We start from the raw sequence: 18,054 nt of genomic DNA, 5'->3' as shown, positions 1-18,054 counted from the left end.
TTTCTTGGTGGGGATTACTGCGGGGTGGGGCGAGCAGGACTAGAGTGTCCAGACCTTGCCGTAGGTGGTGACGTTGTCGCCGTTCGCGGTGATCACGCGGACGAAGGGGCGGACCGAGATCGCGCCGAGGACGCCGGTGGCGGCGCCGTAGACGTTGGCGAATCGCACGTGCTTGTAGTCGCCGTCGACGACGACGAGGTCTTCTCTGTAGCTGGTCAGGATCGCGCGACACGGTGGATAGTCCGCGGTTGCAGGATGAGAAAGCGGCAGTTCTGGCGAGGCGCGGTCACTTAGGGCTTGTGCTCCGCTAGCAGCTGGCCTTCAAGGGCTGATGTCGACAGCTGTGGCAGGCTCTGTTTGCGCTGCGGACCAGATGTTCTGTAGCGCGACTAACCCGATTTGAGGGGATACGTGAGGGTAAGCAAGTTCACGCTTGACATGTCGAGTCCCAACTCATCAATATGACGCCAAAGTTGCTGTATGAAACGACCTCTCGTCATTCCGTACCTGACGAATATTTCCTCGTCGGGTGCGCCGCCATAGGAGATCCAGGCCTCGGCGAACTCAAGCATTCGCGCGCCCTCCTCGCAATGATTGAGGGGCGTCCGAGGTCGTTTGGTCGACCTGACTTTTTGCTCTCGGGGTGGCTGAGCCCCTGTAATCCAGAAGTCGATATCAGGGGACTGATTGTCTTTTCGGTGTAGACGTGAATTCATAAGATTATCGCGGTTCGAAGGTTGCGCTCAATATCGATGTGGAGGCGGTTGCCAATCCGTTGTTTAAACAAATATTTCAAGTGGCACAGGTGTCTCGTCAGTTGCGGAGTCGCACTCGCCGGTCCAGGCGTCGAGTGCGACCCCGCAGCGGGTCAGGAGGTAGTCGATTGCTCCACTGGGGCTTGCCCGACTGGTTCCTTCACGTCGGAGCGTTTTGCCGGCTCGAACACGCCTGTGGGTTTTGCGGGAAGAAGCAGGCAACTCATCGCTACAAGAACGCTCACGCCGATGCCCATAACAAACACAATGGTGAACGAGCCCCAGCTCGGTGCGTTTTCGGTCGACCCAGTGGCGAGGATACTTCCGGCAAGCTGGACGCCGAGCGTTCCACCCACAGCTTTCACCACAAACGCTAGGCCACTGAATGCCCCGATTCGGCTGGCCGGGGATGTAAGGGCTACTGTATTCATTGCCTGAGTGAGTGTGATACCACCCGATGCGCCGATGAGAATTGTTGCGCAAAGGACCACAATGAAATTGCCGTTGGCCACGAGGAGCAAGGCAAACGCGACACCTGTCAGCAGTACGCCACCGATCATCGTGAGCCGTCCGCCGATCCGCCCGTCAAGCCACCCGGTAATCGGCGCTGCTACGGCCCCGACCAGCCCGATCGGCAGAAGGAGCAGGCTGGTTGCGAATTCGGTGGCTCCTAATCCATATCCAGTGATTGCGGGCTGCTGAACCAACATCGGCACCGCAAGAAACAGAGCGTTGGTGCCGAAGCCGACCAACATATAGGTTAGGCAGCTAACAGCAAGCGGTCGGGTCGCGAGCAACCTCAGTTCGATAAGTGGCTCAGGCGAGCGCAACTCCACAATGGCGAAAGCCGAGAAAAACGCAACGCAAATCAACAGTGCTGCCCCGAACTCGACAGACAGCCACCCCCAGTCAGGAGCTTTCGTAATCCCGACAAGGATGACCGCCATGCCAGTGCCGAGAAGTGCCGCCCCGCTGTAGTCGACGCGCCCATGGTTTGCGGGCGGACAGGGCGGGACGAAGCGCGTAGCAGCAAAGAAAATGATGACAAGGATTGCAAATGGGATGGAGAAGAGCCACCTCCAAGGGAGGATGCTCACCATCAGTCCCGATCCCACAAGCGCGAAGGCGGTGCCGGCATAGATAAATCCGATCACAGCCCCATTTCCGGACTTAATCCGTTGCTCGGTCTGTGTATCGCGGATGATGCCGAAAGTAAGGGGAACGACTGCGAGCCCCACGCCCTGCAATAATTGACCGATTGTGAGCATCAGAACCGACACGGAGAGCCCTGAGACGGCAGTCCCGAGAGCGACAATGCCCAGCACCCACAATAGAATTGTCTTCTTGTCTCGAATATCTGACAGCCTGCCGACCAGCGGGGTGGCCACAGCGCCCACCAGTAGCACGCCAGTAATGACCCATGCGATTTGTGCTTCACTGGCTCCAAGCGAGGTTTGGATCAAGGGTAGTGCAGGGGAAAGAATAGTTTCGAGGCCCTTGTAGGCAAACACTGATGCAATAACGACTGCCAGTGTCAGCGTGGGGCTGATGCTGGGCCGACACGATTGGTCGGATCTCGTCACTTTGGTCCTCCGATACGTGATGGCGCTCGTCGATGCACCTTGGCGGCACTACCGATGTTGGCCGAGTAGGTCATGGTGCCCGCGGCTTCTGCTGTACTTGTATTCGAGTCCTGTCAGGCGCATGGCGGGCGTACCCTCTGTTGAATGCCTGTTGCGTGGGTCGGACTCGGATGTGCAGATCGGAATGGTGATCCGCAGCACATAGCTGACAGTATGCCTACAGCGGTCACCGACAAATGTCCATGGAGGACACACTCTTCTGTCTGTCATATCCTCCGAGGACCGTGGTGTGGAAGGGGGCCTTGGCCGGTGTCGAGGAAGGGTTGTATGGCGACGGACGGTCCCCGAGGTTGACTACACCGGGCTTCGCGGTGAGGTGGAACGGTGAGGTGGAAAGAGGTGCGGATGTTCCCCCGCTTCCGGTGGCCGATCCTCGACGAGATGTCGGCTCCCGACCAAACGATCACAGTTGACCCTGCCCGTGGCTGTTGTGCCGCGAGTGGTACTGCAACGGCACTTGGGAGATGGCCGCGATTTCGGTAGTGGCAGGTGCGAGCCTGATGCTGTCGACGTCTGTGCCAGCGTGACCAGGACCAGGTGCGCTCGTCGGGGTGGGCGTGTCGCAGGATCAGATGCACGAGTAGCCGCCGGATCTGAAGGTACCGTGTAGCCGATCATGCCGTGATGGTCGATTCCGATTCCTCTTGTTGTCGCTTCGGTTTCGTCCCGGGAAGCCAGGTGAGAGCGAGGAGCGACAAGTAGTGTGGGCGTACCGGGCCCGGTAGGTGCGCACCTGATACTGGTCCAGGCCCGCCTCGTTCCTCACCCCGCTGAAAGCAGTCCTCGCGGCCCAGCGTGATCAGTGGGCCTAGATCCGGGCTCATGACGCCCGGTTGTTCCGGGCCAGCAGCTCGAGGAGCAACTACGGCTGATCTTGAAGCTGCACGCCACCGCCTGTGGCCTGCTGGTGTTCTTGGGCCTGGCCCGCAGTATCACCGCCCGACGGTCGGCGATCTTGGCCACGATCGAACACCGGTTGTCGAACGGGCGGGTCGAATCGGTCAACACCAAGATTCGGTTCATCGTCCGCCACGGCTTCGGGTTCCACACCCCGAGGCTGTCATTGCCCTGGCCATGCTCAGCCTCGGAGGCGACCGACCCTGGCTACCCGGCTGAACAAACCCACAGATCAGTCAATAGAGCCCCCTATTTTATATAGATGATCTACAGTAACTTCTGTGTTCCCATCGTTCTCCGGGGCGCGCCCGCCAGCGGGCAAGATGCCTGCCCAGAGCTGCCGGTGCTGCTTGGGCGGTGGTTGAACTTCGAACTCGCCCAATGTGAGAGGCATGCCTAGGTATTGAAATGGATATGACAACATCGATGGAGGCACCATCGGAGGTCGGAACCGCCCGCCGATGGTGGATGCTCGTCCTTGGAATGTCCGCCCAGGCCGCACAGGCGGTCTTCATCAGCGGTGTCGCCTTCCTGATCCCCGAAACTCTCGCGGTCCTGTAACCGTCACCCTCGATCGCACCTCCAACGCCTGTACCGCACTCCTTCTGGAGGAACTTCATGACTGTCACCGAGCATCGTTCTCGCCAGTTCGCCACCCGACTACCTGCCGGCCCCGGCGCCCTGTTCTCACCGCGGAGAGCAAAGATCGTCTGCACCCTCGGGCCTGCAGTCGCCACCGACAGCACGGTACGTGCACTGATGGAGACCGGGATGGACATCGCTCGGCTGAATTTCAGCCACGGCGAGCACATCGACCACGGGGCGAACTACGACCGGGTCCGCTCGGCAGCAGCGGCCACCGGCCGATCGGTCGGGATTCTCGCCGACCTACAAGGCCCCCAGGATCCGCCTCGGCCGATTCGTCGACGGAGCCACCGTCTGGGCCACCGGAGAGACAGTACGGGTCACCGTCGACGACTGTCCCGGGGACCACGACCGAGTCTCGACCACCTACGCCCGACTGGCCGAAGCCAGTGGCGTTGTCCTTGCGGACCCAGGTCCGCGGGGTCTCGCCGCTGATGCCGAGGTCCGCGGCCACGGCCGCGTGGGTGCGGGCACCGCCGACTGCGCGAGACAACGCGACCGCGTCCCGGCGGAACTCCTCCGTGTGCTGAGACCGACGTCCGCTCCGGCGTCGACCTGACCCCTTCTCACTCCGCCCCGCCGGGTCGTCGGAGCAGAACAAGATCGTCGCCGGCCCCGTCGGGGCGACTTGATCCCGTCCCGGACGACCGAGTGCGGCCACCGTTCGCCACCGCAGGGATCGCTGAGGGAATGACGTACCCCGGATTCGGGACGGTGAGCCCGGGGTCTGGGGGCCGGCGCAGCACCTCTGCTCGAGGGCCACCCCCGGCATCGTCGAGCGCGCGACCGGGCCGTCGGCGTTCTCGGACTGTCCCGGTGCCGGCGTCTCAGTCCTGAGGCGGACGCAGCACCGACGGCCGCAGCCGGTGGAAGTCCTTGACCCGCAGCGCGCGCAGGGGACGCAGCCGGAACCGGTCGTCGCCGTCGAGCACGCCGGCGAGGGTCGAATCGACCAGCACCGTTCCCGGCCGCGCGGCACCGGTCAGCCGCGCCGCGATGTTGACCGCCGACCCGAACACGTCCCCGAACCGGGCCAGCACCGGCCCCTGCGCCATACCAACCCGGAGATCCGGGGCGTCGGGACGGGAGCCGGACGACTCCTGCAGCGCCAGCGCGATCCGTGCGGCGTCCGCCGGATCCTCGGCGGCGAACATCACCTCGTCGCCCACGGTCTTGATCACCCAGCCGCCGCCCTGGGTCACGATCCCCGTCGCGGTCGACTCGAAGTCCTCGAGCAGGTCGTTGAGCTCGTCGGCGCCGATCCGACGGGTCAGGCGGGTGTACCCCACCATGTCGGCGAAGCCGACAACCAGGACCCGGCCGGCCGACTCGCCCCCGGCCCGCACCACGTTGCGTCCCGTCGTTGCCGCCAGGTGCCGGCGCCACACGTACAGCTGCAAGGTCTCGGTCAGGGGCAGGACCCGTTGCAGCAGTTCGTCGACGAACGCCCGGATCTCCCGCTCGGAGGGGGTGGTCCCGGTGTACTCGGTCTCGAGCCGATCGAGGATGTGGGTGTTCATCAGGGCCACCTCCCACTCGGCCAGCCGCGACATGGACTGTCCCAGCGACCGCGCGGCCGCCAGTTCCAGGTCGGGATGCAGGGCGCCGCTCGCCACGATCGCGTCGATGTTCCGCAGCGCCGCGACGTCGCCGTCCGTGAAGGTCCGCGCGTCCGGGTCCGGATCCACGGTGAATCCGAGCGCCTGCCAGAGCCGTTGGGCGCGTTCGGAGTCCACCCCGGCCAGGTCGGCGCTCTCCCGCTGGGTGTAGCGGCGCTCGCCGCCGAGCAGGGTCCGCTCGAGTTCGGCCTGCACGGCCTGCAGGAGCTCGGGCTCGAGCTCCGGTTGCTCCGACGCGCTCACGTCGCTCCTTCCCGGCCGCCGAACGTGACCGGCCGACCCAGCATGGCCCACCTCGGTTCGCGCGCGCAACGAATCCGCGAGAGTGTCGCACCTGTGTGCGACAGTGGTCGCGCCTCCTGCACCACCCAGCCCGAAAGGACGTGGCATGCCGCCCCGCAGACGAGCCGGCACAACCGGCCCGGATCACCTCACCGACGAGCAGCTCGCCGAGCTGACCACCGCCGTCGCGGACGGTCGCCGCGCCACCGTCTATCTCATCGAGGGCATTCCGAGCCTGGGCATCGCCCCGGGCGCGTCGGCCCGGGCGGTGTCGGTGGCGGGCCGCACGGTCACCGTCCGTCCCAAGGGCGTCGACGACGAGCTGCCCTTCGAGGCCGAGGAGCTGCGTCTGACGAAGGAGCCGTCGAAGCCGGTCCGCAAGGCCGCGGATCGATCGACCCCGCGCCCCACCACCCCGCGCCCCACCACCCCGCGCACGTCCGCGTCGCAGCCCACCGCGTCGGGTCCCTCCCGCGCTCCCGCCCCGAAGAGCTCGTCGTCCCCGGCATCCACCCCCGCCACGAAGGAGACCACCACCGTGCCGCCGACCGCACCCGAACCGCAGACCGGCGCGACCCCGAAGCCGAAGGCGGCGTCGCGCCGGCCCAAGAAGCAGCCCGGCGTGACCGTCACCATCACCATCGACCCCGAGCAGGAGTGGACGGTCGGTGTCGCGCAGGGCACCCGGCGCCTGAGCAAGGCCAATCCCGTCAGCCCCGACGCCGTGGAGCGCGCGGTGCTCGAGCTCGGCGACGAGGCGGCCCTCGAGGCGGTCCGGTCCGTGATCGACGCGGCGCGCCAGGCCGCGGAGGAACGCGTCGCGCAGCTCAGCCGCGAACTCGAGGAGGCCAGAAAGGCGTTGGAGAGCCTGGGATCGGGCCCGACCGGGTAGTCTGATCCGCTGATGCGGCCGGAACCGGCCGGGCGGGAGGGCTCATGTTCAAGCGCGTTGCGATGGCGATCGTCGCGGGGGTCGCACTGCTGACAGGTGGGACGGGGGTCGCGGTGGCGGCGCCGCCGGTTCCGCTCGGGGGCGGGTCGGGCATCACGCTCGGCAACGGATCCGAGGATCTGTTCGACTGCACGCTCGCCACGATCGGCAACGACCGTGCCGGCCGGCTCGTCGGCTTCACCGCCGGTCACTGCGGCGGTCCCGGGACGACCGTGAAGTCCGAGGCGGACCCCGGGGCCGGGGTCGTCGGGCGCATCGTCGGCACCAACGAGGTGCTCGACTACTCGGTGATCGAGTTCGACCGCGGCCGCGTCGCGCCGGTGAACCGGGTCGGCAACGTCACCATCACCGGCGTCGGCACCCCCGTGGGGTTCCCCAACGTGGCGTGCAAGGAAGGCCGCACCACCGGCAACACCTGTGGTGTCGTGTGGGGCGACGTGTTCAATTCCCAGGAGACCTGGACGCAGGTGTGCGTCGTCGAGGGCGACTCCGGCGCCCCGCTGGTCGTCGGCACGACGCTCGTCGCGATGGTCAACGCCTACCTGCTCACACCGTGCATCGGCCCGGAGGTGGGCACCAACTTCGTCACGATCCTCGGCGACGTCGACGCCCGGGGCGGCGTCGGCGCGGGTTACCGCCCCATCTGACGTACAGGCGCGGGCTCGTCGGCCGGCTACGGGACCGACAGCGGTAGCGGCCGGCCGACGAGGCTTCGTCTCGGGGCCGGCAGGGCCGCGGCGATCTGCCGGATCTGCGAGACGGAATGGGCGTGCGGCGTCGCCACCATGGCCGGGATGCCGCTGTCGCCCGCCGCGCGCAGGTCGAGGTCGAGGGGCACCTGCCCGAGGAGCGGTGCCGCGACGGCCCGGGCGAGGCGCTCGCCGCCTCCGGTACCGAACAACGGTGTGCTCGCGTGGCACGACGAGCACACCAGCGCCGACATGTTCTCCACGACGCCGGCAACCGGCATCCGCAGATCACGCGCCATGCGGCCCACCCGTTGGGCGACGGTCTGGGCCGCCGGCTGGGGCGTGGTGACGACGAGGAGCGCCGCGTCCGGCACGAGTTCGAGCAGCGAGAGTGTCACATCTCCGGTGCCCGGTGGCAGGTCGATGAGCAGGACGTCGAGTTCACCCCAGTACACGTCGCGCAGGAACTGCTCGATCGCCTTGTGCAGCATGGGGCCGCGCCAGACGACCGGCTCGTCGTCGCGGACGAAGAACCCGACGGACATGAGGGCGACGCCGAACGCCTCGACCGGCAGCATCGTTCCGTGCAGGGCGACCGGTGCGCGGCGCACCCCGAACAGATGCGGAACGGAATAACCCCAGACGTCGGCGTCGAGAACGCCGACCCGCTTGCCCTGCTGGGCCAGCGCCACCGCGAGGTTGGCCGTGAGCGTCGACTTGCCGACGCCGCCCTTGCCGGAGGCCACGGCGTACACCCGGGTCGCCGAATCGGGACCGAAGGGGGGAGCGTCCTCTGGTCTCGTGCCGCGCAAGCGGGCGGCGAGCCGCCTCCGCTCGGCTTCGCTCATCGCCGTGAAGACGACCTCGACGCCGGTCACGCCGGCGACTGCCCCGGCGGCCGCGGTGACGTCGGCGGAGAGGGAGGCCTGCATCGGACACGAGGAGGTGGTGAGCCGGACGGTCACCCGGACGAGTCCGGAGCGATCGATCCTCACCTCGCCGAGCATGCCGGCCTGCTCGAGCGGCAGATGCAGCTCGGGATCCTCGACCCGGGCCAGCGCGGCACGCACCGCAGCCGCGGAGACCGCCGGGCCGGACGTCCTCCGCGACAGCAGGCTCATGTTCGCTCCTCCGTCCCGGGCGCGCGGAAGGCACGCCGGCGGGGTTTGACCGGGCGCATCAGGAACTCCGGGCGGCGCAGCCCGGACCGGCTGGGGCCGGGCCGGGTGTATGCCAGCCAGGCGCGGTAGACCTCGCGGGACCGCCGGGTGTCCACCACCACGTCGCCGTACCGGTCGTCGGTGTGGGCCTTCTCCACACGCACCTTCTGGTGCCAGCAGTGCATGCCCGACAGCGGGTCGGGGTGCACGGCGAAGGCGAGGTTCTGATGCACGCCGGGGTCTTCCCAGTAGATCCGCTCGCTGTCCGGGTCGTCGCTGCGGAACGGCTGTACGCCCTGCTTGTAGCGCAACCGCCACACCCCGTCTCCGTCGTTGTCGAGATCGACGAGGCCCATAGCCCAACGGGATCCGGCGTTCTCGGACGTGCGCCAGCGGCCCATGTGGTGCGAGAGCGCGAGGACGCCGGGGCGGATCGACTCGGTCGCCCACACACGGGCCACGAAGTACCCGATCTCGGTGTTGACCCGGACCAGGTCACCCGTGCCGACGCCGAAGCGCGCGGCGTCCGAGGGATTCGTCCACAGCGGATGCGTGTTGCTGATCTCGTTGAGGTACTTCGCGTTCGCGGACCGGGTGTGGACCAGGGTCGGCAGGCGGAAGGTCGGCACGAGCACGATCTCGTTGTTCGCCGGGTCGATCGAGCGGTGCCCGACGTGGGACTCGATGTAGCCGGGCGTGGCGTACTCCTCCCACCCGAAGTCGACCATGGTCTCGCTGAACAGCTCGAGTTTGCGCGACGGGGTGAGCCACCCGGCGGTCCTGCTGCCGTCCTCGTGGACGACACCGACGGCACCCGCCTCGCCGACGAGCGGCGGGGTCGAGTCCAGGGTGACGGGTTTGCGCAGCACCCCGTGCTCGTCCGGGTCCGCCCCCTCGGTCTCGGCGGCCGTCAGCGGCCGCTCGTCGAGCCGGTAGGTGTCCTTGGCGACCTCGAAGACGCCGTATCTGCGCATGTACTCCAGCGGGGTGAGCCCTTGGTCGGCCGCGGCCTTCGGCAGGCCGGGCACGCTGTTCTCGAACACCCACCGGTAGTACTCGTCGACGGTGACCTTCTGCCCGGGCCGGTAGGGGGATTCGAAGAACTTGCGGATGCCGAGGCTGCCGTCGGGGTCGATGCGCCAGGACAGCTCGAACCAGAACTCGTTCTCCTCCCACACCTCTCCGGGATTGGACTCGCGGGAGTCGGACACGCTCCGGCCCATGCGCTCGAGCGCCACCCGGGTGACGGGCTGGCGGAATCCGAGCCACTTGCCGGCGTACTGCTCGTAGGACTGGGTGTCGTGCCGCTCGGTGCTGTGCCCCATGGGCAGGACGTAGTCGGCGAAGGTTGCCGTCTCGGACCACGTGGGGGTGAGTGCGACGTGGCAGCCCACGAGCGATTCGTCGGTCAGGGCCTCCAGCCAGCTGAAGCCGTCGGGGTTGGTCCACACCGGGTTGTAGACGCGCGAGAAGTACATCGACAGCGTGCCGCGGCCGTCCTGGAGCAGATGCGGCAGCAGGATCGACATCTCGTTGGTCGACAGGGGGAACTCGGGGGGCCAGAGCAGCTCGTTCCAGGACTCGTGTCCCTGGGGCAGGTTCGGGCCGTGGGCGATGATCTTGTCCCAGCCGTTGGGGCTGGTGCCGCCCTTGGTGCCGACGCTGCCGGTGAGCACGTTGAGGAAGAACAGGGCCCGCGAGACCTGCCACCCGCCGAGGTTGCCGGCGGTCGCCGCCCGCCACACGTGCGCCGACAGGGCCGAGCCGGCGGTGGCGACGATCCGGGCGAGTTCGGCGATCTGCTTCTCGGGTACCTGCGCCTCCTGCGCGGCGAAGGCGAAGGTGAAGCAGGCGTAGTCCTCGGTCAGTGCGCCGACGAACACGTCGAAGTCGTCGGCGGGCAGGTCGGGGTGGCGGTGCTTCATGTAGGTGGGCCAGTTCACCCAGCGGCGCAGGAATGCCCGGTCGATGTGGCCGGTGCGCAGCAGGTACGACGCGACGGACAGCAGGATCGCCGCCTCGCTGCCGGGCCACGGGGCGATCCACAGGTCGGCGTGGGACGCGGTGTTCGACAGCCGCGGATCGAGCACGACGACCTTGGCGCCGCCCTCGACCTTGCCCTCCATGATCCGCTGCGCGTGCGGGTTGAAGTAGTGCCCGGTCTCGAGGTGGCTCGAGATCAGCAGGATGACCTTGGCGTTCGCGTAGTCCGGTGAGGGCCGGTCGTAGCCACCCCACAGGGCGTAGCCCAGCCGGGCGCCGGCGGAGCAGATGTTGGTGTGGCTGTTGTGTCCGTCCACCCCCCACGCCAGCAGGAACCGCTCGGCGAAGCCGTCCTCGCCGGGTCGGCCCACGTGGTAGACGACCTCGTCCCGGCGGTCCTCGACGATGGCGGCCCGGATCCGGGCGGCGATGTCGTCGAGGGCCTCGTCCCAGCCGATGCGCTCCCACTGCCCACTGCCGCGGGCACCGACGCGCTTGAGCGGGTACAGGATGCGCTCGGGGTCCTTGATCTGGTTGATGGTCGCGGGACCTTTGGCGCAGTTGCGTCCGCGTGAGCCCGGATGCGCCGGGTTCCCCTCGAGCCGCTTGATGGACAGGTCGGACTTGTCCACGTACGCGAGCAGGCCGCACGCCGATTCGCAGTTGAAGCAGGTGGTGGGCACCAGCATGTATTCGTGCGGCACCTTACGAGGGTGGGCCTTGGCGTCGTATTCGACGTGGTGGTCCCAGTTTTCGACCGGAGGAAAGTTCCGCAGCCGCTCGTGCGTGCGCTGACCGGGCAGCGCCGACCCGGTCGGGGTGTGCTCCGTCTCGGCAGTCATGGGGTTCCCTTCGGGTGGGTGGTCGGGTGCCGGTCGGGCCGCTCACGACAGGGGTGGGTCCTGGCCCGCCCGGACGAACGCAGTCTCGTAGGCCAGCAGTGAGATCTGCGTCAGCAGGCCGGCCGCGACGAGGAGGGCGGCCCCGGCGGAGCCGTTCCACGACGGGGCGGCCAGTGCGGCCGCCACCACTGCCGGGACGATCGCCCCCAGCCAGAACAGCCGGGCGTAGCGGCCGCGGGTGATGATGTGCGCGGCCAGGGTCGCCTGCCGGCTGGCGTGCCGGCCGGAGTACTCGATGAGCAGCATCAGCAGGTGCAGTCCGGTCGAGAGCACGAAGACGCGCACGAGGAAGCCGACCGCCCCGTCGGAGAGACCCGCGAACGGCGCGACGACGAGCAGCGCCCCGGTCCCGACCATGGCGGCCTGAACCAGCAGGTGCCAGAACAACAACGGTGACTGCCACAGGTCGCGGCCCTCGGCCTGCCCGAAGAGGAATCCGGTGTAGCCGGCGACCAGCGCGCCGGAGACCAGGGCGGCCCAGGCGAGCACGGTTGCGCCCCAAGCCGATCCGAGGAAGGCGGCGAGGACCCACAGGGCGGCCACCCCGCCGAAGGCGGCCAGCGCGTAGGCGCCCCACACGAGCCACGAGGACCAGTTGGATCTCAGGAAGATGTAGAGAAAACGCTCCGGCCGCTTCAGGTCCCAGATCAGCAGGACTCCGGTGAGGGCCGCGCCCGCCATGGCCACTGCGGGCGCCGCGTAGTCACCCAGCCACCCCAGGTCGATGCCCAGGATGTGGGCCAGCCCCGCGACGGCGAGGGCGCCGGCGGCGACGGCCTTGGTCCACAGGTAGGTCGTCACGCGCCATCCCCACGGCCGGGGATGCGCGGTGTTCAGCGTGGTGCGAGCCTTCGTGGTGCGATCCCCGGGCAGGTCGGCCGCGGTCTCGCGGCGGTGCGCGTCCGGCTCGGCCCAGATGTAGGTGTCGGCGACCGGGGCGACCAGCGGATCGAGGACCGCCCGGTCGGCACCGAGATAGAAGACGTTCGGCCCGGTGTTCTGTTCCGGCGAGCGCACGGCGGTCTGCTGCGTGCTGACCAGGGTGGCGATGCCGCTGGTCGGGTCGTCGAGGTCGCCGACCCAGATCGAGTGGGTGGGGCACACCACGACGCAGGCAGGCTCCATGTCGTTGTCGACGCGGTGCGCGCACATGTTGCACTTCGCCGCGGTGTGGGTGTCCTGATCGATGTAGATGGCGTCGTAGGGGCACGCCTGCATGCAGCTCTTGCAGCCGATGCAGCGCTCGTTGTCGAAGTCGACGATTCCGTCGTCGCGCTTGAACAGCGCGCCGGTGGGGCAGATCTTCACGCACGGTGCGTCGGTGCAGTGGTTGCAGCGCATCACACCGAAAGATCTTGTGGTGTTCGGAAACTCACCGGCGTCGACGTACTTCACCCACGTGCGGAACTGGCCGAGCGGCACCTCGTGCTCGGTCTTGCAGGCGACCGTGCAGGCGTGGCAGCCGATGCACGTGCGCTGATCGATCGCGAAGCCGTAGCGCACCGTCTCACTTCTTCCGGATGAGGTAGCGGTGGACGCCGTCCTCGCTGTTGTTGTCCAGCAGTTCGTTTCCCGTGTCGGTCGCCCACGACGGGATGTCGCGTTTCGATCCGCCGTCGGTGGCCTCGACGAGCAGGATCTGCCCGGTCTCGAGCTTCTTGATCGCACGCGAGGCGAGCAGCACGGGCATCGGGCATTTCTGTCCCTTGGCGTCGACGACGACGTCGATCTGGTAGTCCACGGTCCGCTCCTGGGTTCCGAAGGGTCAGATGAAGAGGCTGATCTGGGACCTGCTCATCGCGGACAGGGCGGTGGCGGCACCGACGGGCTCGCCCACTCCCTCGAGGAGCTGGTCGCGGCGAAGGCCCAGCAGGTCCATGGTCATCTCGCACGGCCACAGGTTCACGCCCAGCTCGGTGCACATCTCGACCAGCTCGGCGGGGTGGGCCACGTTCTTCTGGCGCGCAAGTCGTTTCATCATCCAGGGCCCGGCGCCGGCCAGGTGGAGCTTCGACAGCTTCATGTGCCGCATGCCCGGCCGGTTCATGCCGGCCAGCGCCTTGGTCATCGCGTCGGTGCCGGTGATCCGGACGTCGTCGCGCACCAGGGGGAACAGTCCCCAGAAGGTGAAGAAGATCGTCGTGGACATGCCGTAGGCGGCGCCGGTGGAGCCGAGGATCAGGGTTGGCCACATTCTGTCCAGATCGCCGCTCCACGCCACGATCGTCATGCTCTCCGGGGCGTCGTCGACGTCACGCTGCGGGTTGTCCGACATGCGCCGGCCCCTTTCGTGGTTGCCGGGGAGGCCTCGTGCGGCCTTCGCGCGGAGTGTTGCGATATGTGATCCAGAACACTACATTCGTGTATGCGCATACCGCAAGATGGTTCGGAAAGTCACCCTCCCGGTGTGCGGACCACCCGCCCGTTTCGTCCCTGGGAGGACACGTGGCCGATACCGTCACAGCGTTGGAACTGTTTCGCGAGCTCCAGGCGGGCACCGTTCCCGAGATCCTCGACATCCGCAGCACCGAGGATTTCCGGGCCGGCCGGATCGAAGGACCCCGGCCCGTTCCCATTCGCCACGTCCCGGTCTATCGGGTGATGGAAGAACTCGAGGAACAGGCCGCCGTCACGCGGGCGGGCGCCGTCGTCGTCTGCGGACAGGGCAACGGCTCCGAACTGGTCGCCGAGGAGTTCGAGACGCTGGGCCTGCGCACCCTCTCCCTCGAGGGCGGTACCGACGCGTGGAACCGGCTCCTCGTTCCCGTCGAGATCACCGGACTCCCCGGCGACGTGCGCATCTGGCAGTTCCAGCGCCCGGCGAAGGCCTGCCTGTCGTACCTCGTCGGCGTGCCCGGCGGCCGCGGCATCGTCGTCGACCCCGCCAGATCGACCGAGGCATACCTGGAACTTGCTCGAATGCAAGATGTTTCGATCGTGCACGTCGTGGACACCCACGTGCACGCGGACCATGTCAGTGGTGGCCCGGCACTGGCCGCCCGGCTCGATGCGGAGTATCACCTGCCGCCGGAGGACGCCGGCGGCATCGTCCCGTTCCCCAACCGGCCGCTGAAGGAGGGCGACGCACTCGACCTGGGGTCCACCGTCGTCCGGGCCATGACCATGCACCTGCCGGGCCACACCCCCGGCACGACGGCGCTGCTGGTCAGCGATTCGGTCCTGCTCGTCGGCGACACCGTCTTCGTCCGGGGACTCGGCCGGCCCGACCTGACCGGCCGGGCCGAGGAGCTGGCGCGGGATCTGTTCCGCAGCGTGCACGACAGGCTGCGCCCCCTCGACCCGCGAACGATGATCGCCCCGGCCCACTGGTCGAGCAGCGAGGAGATCAACGCCGAAGGACTGGTCGTCACCACGTTGGAGGAGGTTTTCACCGCCACACTGCTGAACGAGCACGCCCTCGAACGCTTCGTCGAGCAGATCGTGAACTCGCTGCCCGCAGCCCCGCACACCTACGAGACGATCCGCCGCGTGAACGCCGGACAACTCGCCCCCGCCGACGACGAGCTCGAGGTCCTCGACGTCGGCCGCAACCAATGCGCGGCAGCCACCTCGCTGAAGACCGCCCACTGAGCGGTGCGGCCACCGACGGCACCGTCGCGCTCGCCGGGCCGGCGCCCCGCCGCGATCCGCTGCCGCCCGGCCGGCGCACCTATAATCGGCACCCGACGCTCGGTTCGGAGGGGTGATGGAACAGGACATCGCGGCACAGTTGCAGGAACTCCACGCCCGAGTCTGCAAGGCCATCGCCGACCCCAAGCGACTGCTCATCATCAACGAGCTGCGGGACGGCGAACTCAGCGTCGGTGACCTGTGCGAGGCGCTGGGCTTCAGCCAGTCCAACGCCAGCCAGCATCTGTCCGTTCTCCGCGAGCGCGGCATCGTGAACGCGCGACGTTCCGGCAACAACGTCTTCTATTCGCTGCGCAGCCGGAAGATCGTGCAGGCGGTGGACCTGCTCCGGGAATTCCTGGCCGAGGACCTGGCCGACCAGGCGATCCTGCGGGGCGCCCTCGACGGCCGGGACGTCGACCTCGGCCTCGATCTGTAGGGCGCCGTCGCGCAGGCCGATTCTCCACCGCCTCGACGGATCCGCGAATCGGGTCAGCCGCAGACCGCGCCGCTCGACGCCGAACCGACCAGCTTCGTGTACTTGGCCAGCACCCCGCGGGTGTAGCGGGGAGGCAGCGGCTCCCACCCCTGCCGGCGGGACGCGAGTTCCTCCTCGTCGACCAGCACGTCGAGGGTGCCGTTCGCGACGTCGAGGCGGATCGGGTCGCCGTCGCGGACGAAGGCGATCGGGCCACCGTCCACCGCCTCGGGAGCCACGTGCCCGACGCACAGGCCCGTCGTGCCGCCGGAGAACCGCCCGTCGGTGAGCAGCAGCACGTCCTTACCGAGGCCGGCACCCTTGATCGCGCCGGTGATGGCGAGCATCTCCCGCATTCCCGGCCCGCCCTTCGGGCCCTCGTACCGGATCACCACCACGTCTCCCGCGGTGATCGTGCCGTCCTCGAGCGCGTCCATCGCGGCACGCTCGCGCTCGAAGACCCGGGCGGTGCCCTCGAACACCGACTCGTCGAACCCGGCGGACTTCACCACCGCGCCGCCCGGGGCGAGGCTGCCCTTCAGGATCGTGATGCCCCCCGTTGGATGGATGGGCTCGCTCAGTGCGCGCAACACCTTCCCGTCCGGGTCGGGCGGGGCGATCTCGGCCAGGTTCTCGGCGACGGTCCGCCCGGTGACGGTGAGACAGTCGCCGTGCAGCAGGCCCGCGTCGAGCAGGGTCTTCATGATCACCGGCACGCCGCCGATGCGGTCGACGTCCTGCATCACGTGCCGGCCGAACGGCTTGACGTCGGCCAGGTGCGGGACGCGCGCACCGATGCGGGAGAAGTCGTCCAGGCTCAGCTCGACCTGCGTCTCGTGCGCGATCGCGAGCAGATGCAGCACCGCGTTGGTCGACCCACCGAACGCCATCACCACGGCGATCGCGTTCTCGAACGCCTCCTTCGTGAGGATGTCGGAGGCGGTGATGCCGCGGCGCAGCAGGTTCACCACGGCCTGCCCGCTGCGGCGGGCGTACCCGTCGCGGCGGCGGTCCGTCGCCGGCGGCGCCGCGCTTCCCGGCAGCGACATGCCGAGCGCCTCGGCCGCGCTGGCCATCGTGTTCGCCGTGTACATGCCGCCGCACGCGCCCTCGCCGGGGCAGATGGCCCGCTCGATCGCGTCGACGTCCTCCCGGCTCATCAGCCCGCGGGCGCAGGCGCCGACCGCCTCGAAGGCGTCGATGATCGTCACGTCGCGTTCGGATCCGTCGGACAGCTTCGCGACGCCCGGCAGGATCGACCCCGCATACAGGAACACGGCCGCCAGGTCGAGACGCGCGGCGGCCATCAGCATTCCGGGCAGGGACTTGTCGCATCCTGCGAGCAGTACCGACCCGTCGAGCCGCTCCGCCTGCATGACCGTCTCCACGCTGTCGGCGATCACCTCCCGCGACACCAGCGAGAAGTGCATCCCCTCGTGGCCCATCGAGATGCCGTCGGAGACGGAGATCGTGCCGAACTCGAGTGGATACCCGCCGGCGGCGTGCACGCCGTCCTTGACCGCCTGCGCCAGCCGGTCCAGCGACAGGTTGCACGGGGTGATCTCGTTCCACGACGAGGCCACCCCGATCTGCGGCTTGCCCCAGTCGTCGTCGCCCATGCCGACCGCGCGGAGCATGCCGCGCGCCGCGGTCTTCTCGAGGCCGTCGGTGACGTCGCGGCTGCGGGGCTTGATGTCCGGCTCGGTCGCGCTGCTCGCCTCCGGCTCGGTCGGCGTGCTCATCGCGTTCCTCCCGACCGGGGATCACGCCCGGTCAGCGCCAGCAACCGGTCCTGCACGGCCGCGTCGTCGGGCACCGGCACGGGCGGCGCGAACAGCCCGCTCGCGGCCAGCATGTCCCGCTGCGGTTGTATGTCCTCCCACACGGCCGCCACCAGGTCGGGATCGAGGCGCTCGTCGGCCCCCACGGCCCGGGCCAGGTCCCACGTGTGGATCGCGATGTCCGCGACCTGCTGCCGCAGATAGTCGCGGACGGGCACCATCCCGTAGGACAGGTGCACCTGCTTGTCCGGGTCGGTGGACGCCCACGCGACGGAGGCATCGACGGCGTGCCGGTCCCATTCGGCGGACAGGTCGTCGCCGAGCGGGTCGAGTTCGGCCTCCGCCTCGGCGATCGTCCTGCCGGCGAGCAGCGGCGGCACCCACCGCTGCTCGTCCACGACGTGCCGGACCAGGGTGGCGACGTCCCATTCGGTGTCGGGGGTGGGGGCGGACCAGTCGGTGACCGCCGAGAGCCGGCTCTCGAAACCTTGCCGGGCGATGTGCTGCAGTTCGAGCCAGTCGTACGACATGGATTCAGCCTAGGCGGGCGGTGGCGGCGGCACCGGGTTTCCCGGCGTGCGGCGGCCCGCGATGTTCGGAAGGATCGGTGTCGCCGCACCTGGTGCGGTCCCCCGATC

Annotated in this window: 13 protein-coding genes and 6 pseudogenes; 7 read left to right on the top strand and 12 right to left on the bottom strand. The window is 68.2% G+C overall.

Translation table 11 applies throughout. The features are described 5' to 3' along the window. Nucleotides 1–39 precede the first annotated feature (39 nt). The 3 genes and pseudogenes from HFP48_RS24105 to HFP48_RS24095 all read right to left on the bottom strand — a co-directional run. Nucleotides 40–204: pseudogene (locus HFP48_RS24105) on the bottom strand (MspA family porin); the annotation flags it as partial. A 664-nt stretch (nt 205–868) separates the two neighbouring features. Then, the gene (locus tag HFP48_RS24100; protein WP_168580169.1) at nt 869–2,338 is read right to left on the bottom strand and encodes an MFS transporter; all 1,470 of its coding nucleotides are present in this window, start codon (nt 2,336–2,338) and stop codon (nt 869–871) included. Between the two features lie 674 nt (nt 2,339–3,012). After that, nucleotides 3,013–3,161: pseudogene (locus tag HFP48_RS24095) on the bottom strand (IS701 family transposase); the annotation flags it as partial. A gap of 61 nt (nt 3,162–3,222) precedes the next feature. On the opposite strand from HFP48_RS24095, the pseudogene HFP48_RS31740 reads away from it, so the two are divergent. From HFP48_RS31740 to HFP48_RS24080, 3 pseudogenes are all read left to right on the top strand, one after another. Then, nucleotides 3,223–3,514: pseudogene (locus HFP48_RS31740) on the top strand (transposase); the annotation flags it as partial. A gap of 195 nt (nt 3,515–3,709) precedes the next feature. Further along, a pseudogene (locus HFP48_RS24085) lies at nt 3,710–3,835 on the top strand (MFS transporter); the annotation flags it as partial. 78 nt (nt 3,836–3,913) lie between these two features. Beyond that, nucleotides 3,914–4,379, top strand: a pseudogene (locus HFP48_RS24080) (pyruvate kinase); the annotation flags it as partial. On the opposite strand, the pseudogene HFP48_RS31735 reads toward HFP48_RS24080, so the two are convergent. After that, nucleotides 4,332–4,541, bottom strand: a pseudogene (locus tag HFP48_RS31735) (transposase); the annotation flags it as partial. The pseudogenes HFP48_RS24080 and HFP48_RS31735 sit on opposite strands and share 48 nt — an antisense overlap. A gap of 226 nt (nt 4,542–4,767) precedes the next feature. Continuing rightward, entirely contained in the window at nt 4,768–5,802 is a 1,035-nt protein-coding gene (locus tag HFP48_RS24075; protein ID WP_168580167.1) for an adenylate/guanylate cyclase domain-containing protein, read from the bottom strand. A gap of 145 nt (nt 5,803–5,947) precedes the next feature. Here HFP48_RS24075 and HFP48_RS24070 point away from each other — a divergent pair, with 145 nt between their 5' ends. Both HFP48_RS24070 and HFP48_RS24065 read left to right on the top strand, forming a co-directional pair. Continuing rightward, nucleotides 5,948–6,733, top strand: coding sequence for a DUF6319 family protein (locus tag HFP48_RS24070; protein ID WP_168580166.1), 786 nt, complete (start codon nt 5,948–5,950; stop codon nt 6,731–6,733). A 44-nt stretch (nt 6,734–6,777) separates the two neighbouring features. After that, nucleotides 6,778–7,440 carry a hypothetical protein gene (locus HFP48_RS24065; protein WP_006930345.1) on the top strand — a complete coding sequence of 221 codons (663 nt, stop codon included), beginning with the start codon at nt 6,778–6,780 and terminating at the stop codon, nt 7,438–7,440. Nucleotides 7,441–7,466: 26 nt separating this feature from the next. Here HFP48_RS24065 and HFP48_RS24060 read toward each other — a convergent pair whose 3' ends face one another. The 5 genes from HFP48_RS24060 to HFP48_RS24040 are packed head-to-tail and all read right to left on the bottom strand — an operon-like array spanning nt 7,467 to nt 13,802. Next, nucleotides 7,467–8,603 carry an Mrp/NBP35 family ATP-binding protein gene (locus HFP48_RS24060; protein ID WP_168580165.1) on the bottom strand — a complete coding sequence of 379 codons (1,137 nt, stop codon included), beginning with the start codon at nt 8,601–8,603 and terminating at the stop codon, nt 7,467–7,469. Continuing rightward, a complete protein-coding gene (locus tag HFP48_RS24055) occupies nt 8,600–11,467 on the bottom strand; it encodes a molybdopterin-dependent oxidoreductase (RefSeq protein WP_102800584.1) in 2,868 nt (955 codons plus the stop codon). The genes HFP48_RS24060 and HFP48_RS24055 overlap by 4 nt, the downstream gene beginning before the upstream one ends. A 42-nt stretch (nt 11,468–11,509) precedes the next feature. Beyond that, nucleotides 11,510–13,030 carry a 4Fe-4S dicluster domain-containing protein gene (locus tag HFP48_RS24050; RefSeq protein WP_043802902.1) on the bottom strand — a complete coding sequence of 507 codons (1,521 nt, stop codon included), beginning with the start codon at nt 13,028–13,030 and terminating at the stop codon, nt 11,510–11,512. Nucleotides 13,031–13,034: 4 nt separating this feature from the next. Then, entirely contained in the window at nt 13,035–13,268 is a 234-nt protein-coding gene (locus HFP48_RS24045; RefSeq protein WP_168580164.1) for a sulfurtransferase TusA family protein, read from the bottom strand. Nucleotides 13,269–13,292: 24 nt separating this feature from the next. Continuing rightward, nucleotides 13,293–13,802: a DsrE/DsrF/DrsH-like family protein gene (locus HFP48_RS24040; protein WP_006930336.1), complete on the bottom strand. Its 510-nt coding sequence runs from the start codon at nt 13,800–13,802 to the stop codon at nt 13,293–13,295. A 191-nt stretch (nt 13,803–13,993) separates the two neighbouring features. Between HFP48_RS24040 and HFP48_RS24035 the strand changes: the two genes are divergently transcribed. Continuing rightward, entirely contained in the window at nt 13,994–15,118 is a 1,125-nt protein-coding gene (locus HFP48_RS24035) for an MBL fold metallo-hydrolase (protein WP_246872468.1), read from the top strand. A gap of 115 nt (nt 15,119–15,233) precedes the next feature. After that, entirely contained in the window at nt 15,234–15,596 is a 363-nt protein-coding gene (locus HFP48_RS24030; protein WP_006930324.1) for a metalloregulator ArsR/SmtB family transcription factor, read from the top strand. Nucleotides 15,597–15,649: 53 nt separating this feature from the next. Here HFP48_RS24030 and ilvD read toward each other — a convergent pair whose 3' ends face one another. Then, nucleotides 15,650–17,377, bottom strand: coding sequence for a dihydroxy-acid dehydratase (ilvD, locus tag HFP48_RS24025; protein WP_168580162.1), 1,728 nt, complete (start codon nt 17,375–17,377; stop codon nt 15,650–15,652). Continuing rightward, on the bottom strand, nt 17,374–17,946 hold the full coding sequence (locus tag HFP48_RS24020) for a TIGR03086 family metal-binding protein (RefSeq protein ID WP_050035973.1): 573 nt from the start codon (nt 17,944–17,946) through the stop codon (nt 17,374–17,376). Before HFP48_RS24020 ends, ilvD begins: the two co-directional genes overlap by 4 nt. Nucleotides 17,947–18,054 lie beyond the last annotated feature (108 nt).

Origin of the sequence: Rhodococcus sp. DMU1, assembly GCF_012272955.1 — a bacterium.
GTDB classification, from domain to species: domain Bacteria; phylum Actinomycetota; class Actinomycetes; order Mycobacteriales; family Mycobacteriaceae; genus Rhodococcus; species Rhodococcus aetherivorans.
The sequence above is the reverse complement of the archived record's forward strand: the minus strand, read 5'-3'. Positions and strand labels throughout refer to the sequence as shown.

Bases quoted from the DNA above. Each gene is read 5' to 3' on its own strand.
- HFP48_RS24070 (WP_168580166.1), top strand. From the start codon at position 5,948: ATGCCGCCCCGCAGACGAGCCGGCACAACCGGCCCGGATCACCTCACC.
- HFP48_RS24065 (WP_006930345.1), top strand. From the start codon at position 6,778: ATGTTCAAGCGCGTTGCGATGGCGATCGTCGCGGGGGTCGCACTGCTG.
- HFP48_RS24060 (WP_168580165.1), bottom strand. From the start codon at position 8,603: ATGAGCCTGCTGTCGCGGAGGACGTCCGGCCCGGCGGTCTCCGCGGCT.
- HFP48_RS24055 (WP_102800584.1), bottom strand. From the start codon at position 11,467: ATGACTGCCGAGACGGAGCACACCCCGACCGGGTCGGCGCTGCCCGGT.
- HFP48_RS24040 (WP_006930336.1), bottom strand. From the start codon at position 13,802: ATGTCGGACAACCCGCAGCGTGACGTCGACGACGCCCCGGAGAGCATG.
- HFP48_RS24030 (WP_006930324.1), top strand. From the start codon at position 15,234: ATGGAACAGGACATCGCGGCACAGTTGCAGGAACTCCACGCCCGAGTC.
- ilvD (WP_168580162.1), bottom strand. From the start codon at position 17,377: ATGAGCACGCCGACCGAGCCGGAGGCGAGCAGCGCGACCGAGCCGGAC.
- HFP48_RS24020 (WP_050035973.1), bottom strand. From the start codon at position 17,946: ATGTCGTACGACTGGCTCGAACTGCAGCACATCGCCCGGCAAGGTTTC.